This is a genomic window from Thauera linaloolentis 47Lol = DSM 12138 (genome assembly GCF_000310205.1).
In the GTDB taxonomy this organism is placed as follows: domain Bacteria; phylum Pseudomonadota; class Gammaproteobacteria; order Burkholderiales; family Rhodocyclaceae; genus Thauera; species Thauera linaloolentis.
Genome location: NZ_AMXE01000038.1, coordinates 20856 through 35454 on the forward strand (window position 1 = coordinate 20856; position 14599 = coordinate 35454).

Consider the following 14599-nt stretch of genomic DNA (forward strand, 5'->3'; position numbering starts at 1 on the left):
TCAAGTTCCTGGCGCGGCGGCCGTTAAAGGAGCCTGCCGCTGACGCGTACGAGATCCCTCCATGAAAATCGCCGCCTTCAATGTCGAACTGCAGTCCTCCCGCCAGTTCTCGCAGTCTTCCGAGACCAGCGAACGGCTTGAGATGTGGGGCAATGGCGGGGCATCGGTGGCGTCCGGCAGCGGCGCGCCGGCCGCCGGGGAGGTGCGGATCTCCGATGCCGCGCGCAGGGCGCAGATGGCGGAGCTGGCCGCGGCGGCGGCCGGAACCCCGGCCGTGTTCGAAATCGACCTGGGCGACGAGATCGACAGCGATGCCGACCTGCCGATGCTGATCCGCCTCATCGAAGCCATCACCGGCAAACCGATACGGCGCATCAACCTGCGGGATCTGGGCCAGGGCGCGGGCGAGGCGGGAGCGCAGGCACGGCCCCAGGGCCCGGGCTTCGCATACGATTTCAGCGCCACCTACTCCGAATCCGAAACGACCGCCTTCAGCGCCTCGGGCGTCGTCCGTACTGCCGACGGCGCCGAGATCCGTTTCGACCTCGGCTTCGAGGTCTCGCGCAGCTACAGCGAATCGGTGTCGGTCAGCCTGCGCGGCGGCGACCAGCACCGGCTGCAGGACCCGCTGGTGCTCGATTTCGGTGGCCCGGCCGCCGCGTTGTCCGATGTCCGTTTCGACTTCGACCTCGACGGCGATGGCAGCACGGAGAAGATTCCGCTGCTCGGCGGCAGCGGCTATCTCGCCTTCGACCGCAACGCCAATGGCCGTGTCGATGACGGCCGCGAGCTGTTCGGCCCGCGCACCGGCAACGGCTTCGATGAACTCGCCGCGCTCGATGGCGACGGCAACGGCTGGATCGACGAGAACGACGCGGCGTGGTCGCAACTGCGCGTATGGCAGCCGGACGCGCGGGGCGAGGGCACGCTGCAGACGCTGGCCGAGGCCGGCGTCGGCGCCTTCTATCTCGGCCGCGCCGATACGCAGTTCAGCCTCAAGGATGCCGCCAACGAAACCCTGGGGATGATGCGCGCAAGCAGCATCTACCTGCGCGAGGATGGCAGCGTCGGCACCGTGAGCCAGGTCGATCTGGCCGTCTAGGACCAATATCGTTCAGATAAGCGCGGCTTGTTTCCGTAGGAGCGGACTTGGCCGCGAACACGGACTGATTCGCGGCTAAAGCCGCTCCTGCCGTGACGGCGCGCGCGTTAACTGAACCGCATTGCGTCTAGGACAGAGGCCGGGCGCAGCGCGGATGCCGCCCGGCCGGGCGCTCAGGCGTGGAGCTGGTTCAACTGGCGCGCGACGATGTCGTGGTTCAGCCACAGCACCGGCCCCGAAGGCGCCGAGGCTTCACGCAGGATCAGCGTGCCCGAGGCTTCCAGCACCAGGCTGCTGAGCAGGTCGGTGATCAACGCGGCGCGGTCCTGGTGCATCTGCACGATGTCGTCGGAAGTACCGATCTGCAGGTCGGCCTGGGCCTGGCTGTTGGGCTGCGGCCAGGCGGCGAAGTCGCGGAAGCCCTGCATCACCTCGCTGCCCTGGAAGTCGGCGATCTTCTGCAGCACGTCCTCGAGCGTGTGGCCGTCGGCCAGCAACGCGCGGCAGGCCTGCCATTGCGATTCCGCCCAGGCGCCGCCGCCTTCGTGCTTCAGCGCGTGCAGCAGCGAAATCAGCGGCAGCTCGACGCCGGCGAAGACGTCGGTGGAGTTGGTGCGGATCTCCGGACAGTTGTACACCGTGGCCTTGACGCCGGTGTCCCAGGCGGCCCGGGCGATGCGCTCGAGCCGCATCTTGGCGTAGCCCTGAGTGTAGTTGGTGTAGGTCTGCCACTGGTAGCGGCCGTCGACGAGGATTTCGGTGCCATGGTAGCCGTAGGCGCTGTAGCGCACCTGGCCGCCGGACGCCTCGACGCGCGCGCGGATCGCCGCGCTGCCTTCGATCAGATGCTGGAAGGTGCTGGCCGACACTTCGTCGAAGTTCTGCAGGATCAGCTTGCCGAGATCGCTGTCGAGCAGGGCCTGCGACGGCATGAAGCGCTCGCCGCGGCCCTTGTAGATGCGGTTGGCGATGACCATGAAAACCTTGGCGCGCGGAATGCCGCCGGCCATCGTGTGCGCGAACAGCACGTTGCGGCCGTCGCCGATCAGGCCGTCGAGCGCCGCCATCGCTTCGGCCACCGCGGCCTGGAAGCGGCGCGTGCCGAGCGCGCGGCATTTTTCGATGTGCGCCCAGTCGAGCCTGTCCTGTTCCCAGCTCTTCAGCGTCATCTTGTTGAGCAGTTCGGTGGGCGTGGGCTCGCCGGCCGGCGCGTCGAGGTCGAAGCCGGCCATCAGCGGCACGTTGACGATGCGTCCGCCCAGGTTGGCTTCGGCCGCCGCCAGTTCGTCGTCGTTCAGTGGGCGCAGGGTGTTGTCGTCGTTGCGCCGCCCGACGGTGATGCCGACGATGTCCATGCCGGCCTTGCGCGCTTCATTGACGAGGCCGCTGGCGTAACCGCGGCCGAAGAGTTCGCCGAACAGCACGAACACGTCGCCCTTGCGGAAGATGTTGGTCTGCGGGAGTTGCTTCAGGGAAATGGGGCTGTTCATGTTCGCTGTGTGCCAGCCGGGCTGGTCGAAGGTCAATGCAGCCGCGATTGTACCCGGCCCGAACGGCGCGCACGGTGCCGCCGCCACGACATCCGTGCGCGCGGGCGGACGTCAGGGCAGCGGGGCCAACTGCGGCGCCGTGCGTTCCGAGGCCACCATGATCAGCTTCATCGTCGCCCGCGTGGCGCCGACGAAGAGCTTGCGCATGGCCGCCTCGTCCATCGCCTCGAAATCGATCTCGGTGAAGATGATGCAGGGCGCGGATTGCCCCTTGAAGCGGTAGACCGAATCGATCAGCAGTTCGCCCTGCGAGTGCTCGGGTTCGCCCAGCAGGTCGTAGCGGCCGGTGAAGGCGCGCAGGCGGTGGGGGCCGAGCTGGTCGAGCGGCGTGAAGCGCGAATGCTCGCGGCCGCGGAAGGTGAGCAGCACGATCATCTCGCGGCGGAAGCCGAGGCCGAGCGCGCGTGTGATGGCGCGCTTGGTGGCCTCCATCAGGCTGGCGCCGTCGTGCCAGGCCAGCACCTCGGGTTCGCTGTCCATCACCGGGCTGCCGGCGCGGATCGGCGCCGGCAGCGGCAGGCGGGCATTGAGCAGCGCCAGCACGTCGGCCGGGGTGCGGTAGTTGGTATCGGCATTCAGGCCCACCCAGCCGGGCAGCGCCACCGGCGGGCGGCCGTACAGGTTCTGCAGCGGGTCTTCCAGCCACCAGGCCCGGCCGCCGGGCGCGAGCAGCGCGAGCAGCGCGTCGCGCCAGGCTTCGGTGAAGTCCTGCCCTTCGTCGATGATGAGTTCGTCGAACTGCCAGCCCGCGCTGGCATGGCTGGCGGCCAGCGCGGCGAAGTCCTCTTCCATGCGGCGGAAGGCGCCCGGCGCGCCGAAGCGGGGCGGGCGGCCGGCATCGCGCAGGCGGCGGTCGCACAACTGGTGGTAGGTGGCGATCTCGCCGCCGGCCGGGGCGATGCGGGCGAAGTGGTCGGCGAGCGGGCGGTTGTAGCAGACGTACAGTGGCCGGCGGCCGGCGGCCAGGGCGTCGGTGTAGGCGGCGAGGGCGAGCTGGGTCTTGCCGCTGCCGGCGGTGGCGGTGACGCGCAGCCGGTGCGGCGCCATGGTGATGCGCCGCGCCCATTCGGTGAGGCCACCCGACAGCCGCGTGGTCAGTTCGTCGGCCTGGCCGATATGGGCCTGTACGTCGGGCACCAGTTCCAGCAGGTCGGCGAAGAAGCGGTGCAGGGCCTGCAGGCGGGCGGCGTCGGCGGGCGGATCGCCGTCCTGCGGCGCGGTCAGCGCGCGGACGGTGGCGACGAAGGCGTCGCGCCGCGGCGCATCGACGATGCGTGCCGGGTCCAGGCCGGCGCTGCCGGGCTGGCGCACGGTGTGGTCGGGGCAGTAGAGCAGGGTGTCGAGCTGCGGCTCGGCGCCGTCCAGCGCGGGGCGCAGCCGGTTGCGGAGGGCGTCGGCGCTGCGCGCGAGCTCGTGGCTGATGTGCTGCGCGCGGCGCTTGCTCGGGCGCACCAGCCCTTCCGGCGTCTCGTCGAGAAAGCCGGCGTGCTGCTCGATCAGCAGCACGCGCCCGCCGGGGCCGGCCACGGCGAAAGCGATGTCGCCGAAGATCGCGTGCGGTCCGTCCGCCCGCGTCCAGTGCAGGCCGTGGTAGATCGTCCATTCGTGCGGCAGGGCGTCGGCCAGTTGCGCGAGCGTGGCGCGCTCGCGGCCGCGCGCGCCGGCGGCGGGGAGCTGTTTCCAGCCTTCGGGGTGGGTGCGTGCCATGAAGTTCCGTGTCCGGGCGAAGGGGTCAAGGGAAAGGTGAGCGTGCGGGATGGAATGCGCCGAGTGCCAACTTCTTCACGGCGTCAGTGTAGCAAGCATGCGTTATGCTCAATGCTTCGCGCCGCCGGGGCGTTCCGAGTACCGCATGGAGTTGCCGTCTTGTCCTCCCGCCATCCCGTTCAGTTCGCCGCCATGGGCTTCGGCGCCCTGGTCGCGTCCGTCGCCGCCCCCGGCGCGTGGGCGGAGGAGGCCTTCTTCGGCGACATTCCGATCGTCCTGACCGCGTCGCGCATGGCGCAGTCGCCGGTGGATGCGCCGGTTGCGGTGACGCTCATCGACCGCGAGATGATCGACGCCTCGGGCTTCACCGAAATCCACGACCTGATGCGCCTGGTGCCGGGCTTCCTCGTCGCCGACTGGCCGGACGGTTCGCCGACGGTGGCCAACCACGGCCTGGGCGATGCTTATGACCGCCGCATCAAGGTCATGATCGACGGGCGCACCGTCAACAGCCCGCTGTGGGGCAACACCAACTGGCAGGACTTGCCCTTGCGCGTCGATGACATCGAGCGCGTCGAGGTCGTGCGCGGGCCGAACGGCGCGGCCTACGGGGTCAATGCCTTCCAGGCGGTGATCAACATCATCACGCGCTCGCCCGTGACCGAAAGCGGGCTGAGCCTGATTTCGCGGATCGGCGAGGACGGCTTCATCGACCATGGCTTCCGCATCAACGGCGGCGCCGACGCGGCGATCGACTGGCGCCTGTCGGGCTCGCACCGGCGCGCGGTCAGCTTCCATCCCTACCGTGCCGGCACCGGCGTGCTGAACCCGCGCAAGTTCGTCGAGCGCTCGGTCGTCAACTTCGGCGCGGCGGCGCAACTGTCCACGCGCGACGAACTGGATTGGATGCTGGGCTTCAGCGAAGGCAGGACCGACCGCGGCACGCCGGGCGACCTGACGCACCCGCTGCGCGAGGACGACATGCGTTCGCACTATGTGCACCTGGGCTGGACGCGCAGCTTCGCGGTCGATTCCGAGCTGTCGGTGCAGTTCCATCATCAGCGCGAGCGTACGCGCGCGCCCTTGCTGATCGAGATCGACGGGCTGGGGCGCTTTGCGCTGGATGAGAACAGCGACGTGCATCGCGAGGAGCTGGAGCTGCAGTACAGCGCCAGCCTGTCGCCGGCCTGGCGCTTCATGCTGGGGGCGGGCGTGCGCCGCGAGGCGGCGCGCTCGCGGTCGATGTTCAATACCGGTGGCACGATCAGCGGTACCAGCAGCCAGTTGTTCGGCAGCCTGGTGTGGGCGCCGTCCGACCGGCTCAGGCTCGACTTCGGCGGCACCCTGGAAGATCATCATTACAGCGGCTCGCTGTTGTCGCCGCGCCTGGCGCTCAGCTACGCGCTGACGCCCGATTCGACGCTGCGACTCTCCACCGGCGTGTCGTATCGGACGCCCTCCCTGGTCGAGTCGCGTGCCGAGCAGGTGGTCCGCGTCGGTTCGGAGATCAAGCGGATCAGCCTGCTGGCGGGGGATGACATGCAGCCCGAGCGCGTGAAGCACGTCGAAGTCGGCTACGCGGCGATGTTCCGCGAGCTCGGCCTGGGGCTGGACGTGCGCGCCTTCTACAAGGACTACACCGATTACATCGACGACGAGCGCTGCCAGTATCCCGCCCGGCCCTGGGAGGATGTCGGGTCGATCACCGCCGCGATGTGCCCGCCGGCGCCGGCCGGTTTCGCGCCCTTCGAACACGATGTCATGAGCCCCCGCCGGCCGCGTTCCTTCCTGTTCCAGAATGCCGGCGCCTTCCGCATGAGTGGCGGCGAATTCAGCATCGACTGGCGCCGGTCGGGCTGGGGCAGGGTGGTGCTGTCGCAGTCCGTCATCGACATCGATGCCGATGGCGCCACCGTCGACGATGACTTCGAGCGCAGCGCGCCGAGCTCGATCACCTCGCTGCTGCTGATCAAGGATCTGCCCGGGCGCTGGCGCGCCAGCCTCGGCTACTACCGCCATGCGGTCATGAGCTGGCTCAACGACGGCGACCGCGTGCCCGAGCAGGACCGTGTCGACCTGAAGCTGTCGCGCCGTTTCGGCGAAGCGGGCGCGGGCAACGAAGTGGCGCTGGTGGTGCAGAGCGCGGGGGGGCGCTACGCGGATTTCCACGCGGGGCGCTATCGCCACGAGCCGCGGCTCTTCGCCAGCCTGCGCCTGGCGTGGTAAAAGCGTTCATGATCCGGCTGCGGTGGTTTCACATCCATTCCTGGCTGGCCCTCACGCTGCTGCTGGGCATGGCGCCCGCCGCCGGCGCCGGGCTGGACGTGGCGGTGGTCGTGTCGCAGCGGACCGGCCCCCACGCCGTGTTCGCGCAGGCCTTCAGCCGCGCCGCCGCCAGCCTGGGGCATCGCGTCTTCGATGCCGGCACGCCGGCCGACGGCCTGGACGACGTGGCCCTCGCGCGCGCGGACCTCGTCATCGCCAGCGGCGATGCCGCGCTGTCGGCCGCGCTGCGCCTGCACCCGCGCCCCACGCTGGCGGTCATGATCGGGCAGTCGCGCTTCGACGGCATCCGCCGCGAACATCCCTCCTGGCCTCTGTCCGCGTTCACGCTCGACCAGCCTGCCGAACGGCAGCTCCGGCTGCTCAAGGCCGTCCTGCCCGAGGCACGGCGGGTCGGCGTGCTGTTCGGGCCGGAAGGGGCCGACCGGCCGGCCTTCGAGCGTGCCGCGCGGGTCTCCCACCTTGAACTGGCCGAGCGCGTCGTCGGTGACGAAAGCGAGCTGATGAGAGGCCTGGAGGCGGTGCTGCGCGATAGCGACGGACTGGTCGCGCTGCCCGACGCCCTGCTGGCGACGCCCGCCTCGGTGCGCTCCATCCTGCTCACCAGCTATCGCCACCAGAAGCCCATCATCGGGTTCTCGCGCGCCTATGTGGGGGCGGGGGCGCTGGCGGCCATCTTCACCACGCCGGAACAGGTCGCGGGCGACGTCATCGCCTGGCTGCGCACGCAGGACGGCGGCCGCGTCGCGTTGCCGCCGGTGCGCGGCCCGGCATCCTTCGAGATCGCGGTCAACCGCCAGGTCGCCCGCGCCCTCGGGATGAGCGTGGTGGCCGACGAAGAGCTGTTGCGCCTCATCGCCACGGGAGATGTGCCATGAAGGTAGCCAGGCTTGCGTTGCGCCATCGCCTGCTGCTGACCGTCCTGCTGCCGGTGTCACTGCTCATCGCGGCGATGGCGGGCTTGTTCCTGCACCGCGGCGAGCGCATGACCCAGGACGCGATCGTCGAACGCGGGCTCGCCATCGTCAGCTTCTTTGCGCCGGCTGCGGAGTACGGCGTGATTTCGGGCAATGCCGGCAACCTCAATGAACTGCTGGGGGCCTTGACGGAGCTGTCGGGCGTGGCGGCCGTCGTGCTGTACGAACGCGGCGGCGAGGTCATCGCCTCGCGCGGCAGCGCGCGCCTGCTCGATCCGGCGCGCATCAAGGCAGTGCGTGAACCCATGCGGCTCGCGCAGCGCGACAGCTACAACGGGTTTGCCGCGCCGGTGATGTCGGTGCCGCTGGTGGTGGACGAGGTCGGGGATCCCGGGGTCGCCGGGACGCCGGTGCCTGTCGGCTGGGTGTATGTCGAGCTCGATACCAGTGCGCTCGACGCGGAATGGCGCACGACCATGCTGAGCACGCTCGGCCTGGCGTTCGTGATCGTGCTGCTCACCGCGCTGCTCGCCGTGCGGCTGGCGAACCAGGTGGGTCGGCCGGTGGCGCGCCTGGTGGATGCGGTGCGGCGCATCGCCGCGGGCGAGCGCGACGTGCAGGTGTCCGACCACGCCGGCAGCGAGGAACTGGAGGAACTCCAGCAAGGTTTCAATTCGATGGCGCGCTCCATCGACAGCGCCCACAAGATCATGCAGGCGAGGATCGACGAGGCCACCGCGCGCCTTGCCTATCAGGCCATGCACGACCCGCTGACGTCCCTGCCCAACCGCCGGGCGTTCGAGCAGGCGCTCGACGAGATGGTCGCCACGTCGCGGCGGGCGGGCGACCACGGCGCGCTGTGCTTCATCGATCTCGACAACTTCAAGACCGTGAATGACACCGTCGGCCACGCTGCGGGCGATGCGCTGCTGCGCGTGATCGCCGACCTGATCCGGCAGCGCCTGCGCGTGGGCGATACCGTGTGCCGCATCGGCGGCGACGAATTCGCCATGATCCTGCGCGGCTGCACCAGCGCCGACGCCTACCGCATCGCCAGCGGGTTGTGCGAAGCGGTGCGCGACCTGCGCTTCACCTGGGAAGGGCAGGCGTTCCGCGTCGGCGCCAGCATCGGCTTCGCGATCATCGACGCCTCCGTCGGCAGTGTCGCCGACGTGCTGCGCGCAGCCGACCACGCATGCTACGTCGTGAAACGCGAAGGTCGGGGCTACGCCATGGAGTACCAGCCCGAGCCACCGGAAGGCGGCGGGCCGTCCGGAAGAGTGCCCGTATAATCCGGGTTCGATCCGCCCGCCGCCAGCGCATCGCGCATGCACCGCCTGGCGGCCAGACCATGTTCCATCTCAGTTTCTCGAACCGTTTCGAAATCCTGCTCGATACCCTGCTCGGACGCCTCGGCGCCGAGCAGCCGGGGCCGTTCGGCCAGCGCCAGGTGGTGGTGCCGAGCAGCGCCCTGCGGCGCAAGGTCGAACTCGCGGTGGCCGATCGCGAGGGCGTGTGCGCGAATCTGCGCTTCGACTACCTCGCGCAATGGCTGTGGCAGCAGATCGGCCGCGTCGCAGCGGTGCCCGAGCGCTCGCCTTTCGCCGCCGGGCTGCTGGCCTGGCGCATCCACGGCCTGCTCGACCAGGCGCATGAACGCGGCGCCTGGATTGCCGGCCATCCGCGCCTGGCGCGCTATCTCGGCCAGGCCGACGCGCGCATGTGCTTCGAACTGGCCGGGCGCATCGCCGCTGTCTTCGACCACTACCTGACCTATCGGCCGCGCTGGCTCGAAATCTGGGCGAGCGGCCGCGGCTCGGTGCTCGAGGCGGGCGCGTCGGCGGCCGATCGCGAGGACGAAGCCTGGCAGGCCGAACTCTGGCGCCGTATCCGCGACGGCATGGCCCTGCGCCAGGAGCATCCGGCCCAGGTTTTCCTGCGCCGCGTCACGGCGATGCCGGCGGACGAACTGGCCGCCGCCGGCCTGCCCGGCTCGGTGCACGTGTTCGGCCTGCCGGCACTGCCGCCGCTCTATCTCGACATGCTGCGCGAACTCTCGCGCGTGGTGGAGGTGCGGCTGTACGTGCTCAACCCCTGCCGCGAGTTCTGGTTCGACATCGTCGATGCGCGCCGTCTGTCATGGCTCGCCGCGCGGCAGCAGGACATGTTCTTCGAAACCGGCAACGGCCTGCTCGCCGCTTGGGGCAAGCAGACGCGCGCCCATATCGGCCTGCTGTTCGAAGGCGAGCATGCGGTCGAGGAAGAGGCCGCCTTCGCCGAGCATCCCGGCCACCATCTGCTGGCCCGGCTGCAGAACGCCATCCTGGACCTGCAGGAACTCGAACCGGCCAGCATCAGGCTGGCCGCCGGCGACCGCAGCATCGAGGTGCAGGTCTGCCACTCGCGCACGCGCGAACTCGAAGTGCTGCAAGACCGCCTGCTCGGCCTGTTCAAGGCCGCCGCCAGCGAGCCGGATGCGCTGCGTCCGTCGGACATCGTCGTGCTGATGCCGGATCTCGAGGGCGCCGCGCCGCTGATCGAGGCCGTTTTCGGCACCGCGCCCCGCGCGCGGCGCATTCCCTGGCGCATCACCGGTCTGGGCGGCACGCACGACAATCCGGTGGCCAGGGTGCTCGATCAGGCTCTGCAGCTCGCGGCCGGCCGCTTTCCCGCCAGCCGGGTGTTCGACCTGCTGCGGCAGGCGCCGGTGGCGGCGCACTTCGGTCTCGGCGAAGAGGCGCTGGAGACGATCCACGACTGGATGCGCGAGGCGGGCATGCGCTGGGGGCTGGATGCCGGTGAGGTGGCCGGCGCCGGGCAAGCGCAGCCGGCGGGCCATACGCTGGAAGCGGGCCTGCACCGCCTGTTCCTCGCCTGGGCGGCGGGCGATGCCGCGCGGCAGGCGACCTTCGCCGGCCACATCGGCGCGGCGGCGCCGGAAGGGCAGGCCGCGTTCGCGCTCGGCGGCTTCTGGCGCTATGTCGACAGCCTGCGCATACTGCGCGACGCCCTGCGCCGCACCCACACCGGCGAGGGCTGGCGCCAGGTCCTCCACGCCGTGCTCGAGCGCCTCGTCGGCGACAGCGCCGGCCTGGCGGACGCCCTGCGCGAGGTTCGCGCCGCCATCGCCGCGCTCGCCGATGACATCGCCGCCGCCGGGCTCGATGCCGAGTTGCCGCTCGACGTGGTGCATCCCGCGCTGGCGGCGCGGCTCGACGATCCCGCACGCGGCGGCGTGCCCGGCGGCACGGTCACCTTTTCCGCGCTGTCGGCGTTGCGCGGCCTGCCTTACCGCGTCGTGTGCCTGATCGGCCTGGATCAGGGAGCTTTCCCCGGCGGCGAGCGTCCGGCCGAATTCGATCTGATGAGCGCGCGCCCGCAGGCCGGCGACCGCCAGCGCCGGCTCGACGATCGCAATCTCTTCCTCGACCTGATCCTGTCGGCGCGCGACGTGCTTCACCTGTCCTACGTCGGCCGCAGCGTGCGCGACGGCTCGGCCCTGCCGCCCTCGGTGCTGGTCGACGAACTGCTCGATACCCTGGCCAGCGCCTGCGCCACGGAACCCGGCAACCCGCAGGCCCTGGCGCAGGCGCGCGAGCGCCTGGTGCTCAGGCACCCGCTGCAGGCCTTCGCCGGCGAGTATTTCCTTGCCCGCGATCGCGGCGACGCACGTCTGGCGAGCTTCAACGAGGACTATGCCGATGCGCTCGCCAGCCGCCTGGGCGCCGCCGCGCGGCATGCGGCGGACGCGGATGCGGCGGAGCATGCCCTGCAGTGCGGCGAGGCCGGGGTGCTGGACGGCGGCGAGGACGCCGCCGACGATGGCGATGCCGCGCCGGCAGCCGGCGCGGCGCCCTTCTTCGCCGCACCGCTGCCGCCGCCGGACGCCGCATGGCGCGAGATGGATCTGCTGCAGTTGGTCCGCTTCTTCGCCAATCCCGGCCGCTATCTGCTGCGCGACCGCCTCGGCCTCGACCTGCCCGAAGCCGAGGCGCAGCTCGACGACGTCGAGCCGATGCTGCCCGACTGGCCGGCGGGCCAGGCGCTCGCACGGCGCCTGCTGCCGGTGCTGCTCGAACAGGCCGGCGTCGCCGGTGCGCACGCTGCCGATGGCGAAGGCCCGGACGCCGGCGGTGGAGAGGACGCGCCCGCCGGCGAAGATGCGCTGTGGGCCCTCGCCCGCGCCGGCGGCGAGTATCCGGCGGGCACGCTCGGCGACAGCGCGCTCGAACGCGAACTCGGCAAGCTGCGGGCCTTTGCCCGCCGCCAGCGGCAGATCCAGGCGGGGCTTCCCCTGCCGCCGTACCGTGCGCATTTCGAAACCCGGCTCGACGGCGAGGCCTGGTCGCTGTCGGCCGTCTTTGCCGACCTGCGCCCTGGCGGTCTGTTGCGCGCGCGCTACGACGATACTCGCGCCGCCGACTACCTCGGTGCCTGGCTCGCCCACCTGTTGCTGTGCGCCGACCCCGTGCCCGGCCTGGCGCCGGAGACGCGCGGCCTGTCGCGCGATGGCGAATTCGCCTTGCGGCCGCTGCAGCCCGGGCAGGCACGGGCGCAATTGCAGAGCCTGCTCGCGCTCTACCGCGAAGGCCTGAGCCGTCCGTTGCATTTCTTCCCCCGGTCGGCCTGGGCCTACATGCGCAACGGCGAGAGCGCCGGCAAGGCCCTGGCCAGATGGACGGGCGGCAATCGGCCCGAGTTCGGCGAGGGGAACGATCCCGCCTGGCGCCTTGCGCTCAGGGGGGAGCTGGGCCTACCGGACGAGCGCTTCTTCGAGCTGGCGCGCGGTGTGCTGCGCCCGCTGCTCGACCACCTCGACGACCCCCGACCGGGCTGATCCCACGCCATGCCACTGACGCTCGCCGCCCCCGTTCATAGCGAACTGATCATCAAGAAGAGCCGCTTCATCGGCTGTGTGCAGCCGATGGCCGACCGCGCCAGCGCGCAGAAGGTGGTGGCCGGACTATGGGCCCAGCATCCGGGCGCGCGCCATGTGTGCTGGGCCTTGCTGGCGGGCGGTCAGTCGGCGGCGGTGGATGACGGCGAGCCCAGCGGCACCGCCGGCCGGCCGATGCTCGACGTGCTGCGCCATCAGGATCTGGAGGGGGTGCTGGCCACCGTGGTGCGCTACTTCGGCGGGGTCAAGCTCGGCGCGGGCGGGCTGGTGCGGGCCTATACCGACGCCGTCGCGCAGGCCTTGCTGACCGCCACCAAGGTGCCGATCGTGCGCATGCGGATGCTGGGCTGTACCGTGCCCTATGCGCTGGAGGGCATGCTGCGCCGCGAGCTGGACGCGGCCGGCGCCGCCTTGCTGGACGTCGCGCACGGCCAGGCGGTGGTGCTGCGCTTCAGCCTGGCGGAGGATGCCGCCGCCGCGCTCGTTTCCCGCCTGAACGAACTGGGCCAGGGGCGGCTGGCGTGGCTGGACGATCTGGACGCGTCCGGCGGGGCATGATGCCGTCCACGGCACCGCCCCTTTCCCGACGCCTTGCGGCTGCGGGAAAGGGGCGGTTCTTGCGCTGCGTGCGCTTACTCTTCGAGCAGGCTGCGCAGCATCCAGGCCGTCTTCTCATGCACGTCGATGCGCTGGGTCAGCACGTCGGCGGTCGGCTGGTCGTTGGCTTCGTCGACGGTGTCGAACAGCTTGCGCGCGGTGCGGGCGGTGGCCTCCTGGGCGGCGACGAGGTGGCGGATCATGTCCTCGGCCTTGGGCACGCCCTCGACTTCCTTGATCGACGCCAGCTTCACGAACTCCTTGTAGGTGCCGGGGGCGGGGAAGCCCAGCGCGCGGATGCGCTCGGCGATGATGTCGAGCGCGTTCCACTGTTCGGTGTACTGGTCCATGAACATCGCGTGCAGGCTGTTGAACTGCGGCCCGGTGACGTTCCAGTGGAAGTTGTGCGTCATCAGGTACAGCGTGTAGCTGTCCGCCAGCAGGGCGGACAGGCCGGCCACGATCTTCTTGCGCTGCTCTTCGGGGATGCCGATGTCGATCGCCGGGGTCTTCGTCTTCTTGCTTGCCATGTGAGTCATCTCCTGCGGAAAGAGAACGGGTTCGTGCGGGCGGGGGGCAGATGTCCTGGCCAGGCCCGTGATGCTGGCCGGGTCGCACATGATGCGACTTGGCTGAGTGGCGAGAATACCGCTTAAATGCATCCGCGCGCTTGATCTGGGTCGACAAGCCGCCGCGTTGTCGCGCGCGCGCCGCACAGGCCGGCACCGCACGCCGCGATTCGGGCGGACGCGGCCGTCGTGCTATCGTCCGCCTGCCGTGCTTTCAGCGATGCACCGACTCCGCTCTGTCTCGCCCCTCGTCCGCCATGCCGTACGCTGCCGCCGCTCCCGATACCCCAGAACTCGACGTCTTCCATTGCCCGCTCGACGGCATCCGCCTGGTCGAGGCCTCGGCCGGCACCGGCAAGACGTGGAACATCTGCGGCCTCTACCTGCGCCTGCTGCTGGAGCGGGCGCTGCCGGTCGAGTCGCTGCTGGTCGTCACCTTCACCAAGGCGGCGACTGCCGAGCTGTCCGGACGCATCCGCGAGCGCATCGCCGAGACCCTGCGCGTGCTCGAGGGTGCGGCGCCCGGCGACGACCCCTTCGTGCCGCAACTGATCGAGACCGTCCTGGGGCGCGGCATCGGCGCCGGGCAGATGGCGGACCGCCTGCGCCATGCGCTGCAGACCTTCGACGAAGCGGCGATCTTCACCATCCACGGCTTTTGCCAGCGGGCGCTGGCCGACACGCCGTTCGCCGCCGGCCTGCCCTACGCGCTGGAGCTGGTCGAGGACGACAGCGCCCTGCGGCTCGAGGTGGTGCAGGACTTCTGGCGGCGCGAGGTCGCCGGCGGCGGGCTGCCGCCGCTGCTGGCGGACGAACTGCTGCACAAGGGCGACAGCCCCGAGGCCTGGGCCGGCATCCTGCAGCGCCACATGGGCCGGCCGTGCGCGCGAGCGCTGTGGGACGAGGACGGTGGGGAGGCCGGCGGCGGTGCGCTGCCGGCGGCCGAGGCGCGGCTGATGCAGGCGTACGCGGCGGCG

At 70.6% G+C, this 14599-nt stretch carries 10 protein-coding genes; 7 read left to right on the forward strand and 3 right to left on the reverse strand.

The annotated features are described in order from the left end of the window. Positions 1 to 61: 61 nt before the first annotated feature. Entirely contained in the window at positions 62 to 1102 is a 1041-nt protein-coding gene (locus C666_RS11100; protein ID WP_004338497.1) for an SPM autocatalytic domain-containing protein, read from the forward strand. A gap of 173 nt (positions 1103 to 1275) precedes the next feature. Here the strand turns inward: C666_RS11100 and C666_RS11105 are convergent, their stop codons facing one another. Next, on the reverse strand, positions 1276 to 2592 hold the full coding sequence (locus tag C666_RS11105; RefSeq protein WP_028792016.1) for an enoyl ACP reductase FabMG family protein: 1317 nt from the start codon (positions 2590 to 2592) through the stop codon (positions 1276 to 1278). A 111-nt stretch (positions 2593 to 2703) separates the two neighbouring features. Then, on the reverse strand, positions 2704 to 4359 hold the full coding sequence (locus C666_RS11110) for an ATP-binding domain-containing protein (protein ID WP_004338501.1): 1656 nt from the start codon (positions 4357 to 4359) through the stop codon (positions 2704 to 2706). 159 nt (positions 4360 to 4518) lie between these two features. On the opposite strand from C666_RS11110, the gene C666_RS11115 reads away from it, so the two are divergent. From C666_RS11115 to C666_RS11135, 5 genes are read left to right on the forward strand one after another with little or no spacing between them, the layout of a single operon-like run. Continuing rightward, positions 4519 to 6585, forward strand: a complete 2067-nt coding sequence (locus C666_RS11115) for a TonB-dependent receptor plug domain-containing protein (RefSeq protein WP_004338503.1) — start codon at positions 4519 to 4521, stop codon at positions 6583 to 6585. Positions 6586 to 6593: 8 nt separating this feature from the next. Then, a complete protein-coding gene (locus C666_RS11120; RefSeq protein WP_004338504.1) occupies positions 6594 to 7520 on the forward strand; it encodes an ABC transporter substrate-binding protein in 927 nt (308 codons plus the stop codon). Further along, on the forward strand, positions 7517 to 8851 hold the full coding sequence (locus C666_RS11125) for a diguanylate cyclase domain-containing protein (RefSeq protein WP_004338505.1): 1335 nt from the start codon (positions 7517 to 7519) through the stop codon (positions 8849 to 8851). The genes C666_RS11120 and C666_RS11125 overlap by 4 nt, the downstream gene beginning before the upstream one ends. 59 nt (positions 8852 to 8910) lie before the next feature. Beyond that, positions 8911 to 12396, forward strand: a complete 3486-nt coding sequence (gene recC / locus C666_RS11130) for an exodeoxyribonuclease V subunit gamma (protein ID WP_004338507.1) — start codon at positions 8911 to 8913, stop codon at positions 12394 to 12396. 9 nt (positions 12397 to 12405) lie between these two features. Then, the gene (locus C666_RS11135; RefSeq protein WP_004338509.1) at positions 12406 to 13014 is read left to right on the forward strand and encodes an IMPACT family protein; all 609 of its coding nucleotides are present in this window, start codon (positions 12406 to 12408) and stop codon (positions 13012 to 13014) included. A gap of 74 nt (positions 13015 to 13088) precedes the next feature. Here C666_RS11135 and C666_RS11140 read toward each other — a convergent pair whose 3' ends face one another. Next, the gene (locus C666_RS11140; protein ID WP_004338511.1) at positions 13089 to 13583 is read right to left on the reverse strand and encodes a Dps family protein; all 495 of its coding nucleotides are present in this window, start codon (positions 13581 to 13583) and stop codon (positions 13089 to 13091) included. A 296-nt stretch (positions 13584 to 13879) separates the two neighbouring features. On the opposite strand from C666_RS11140, the gene C666_RS11145 reads away from it, so the two are divergent. Next, the coding region (locus C666_RS11145) for a UvrD-helicase domain-containing protein (protein WP_004338513.1) at positions 13880 to 14599 on the forward strand (720 nt) is incomplete at its 3' end.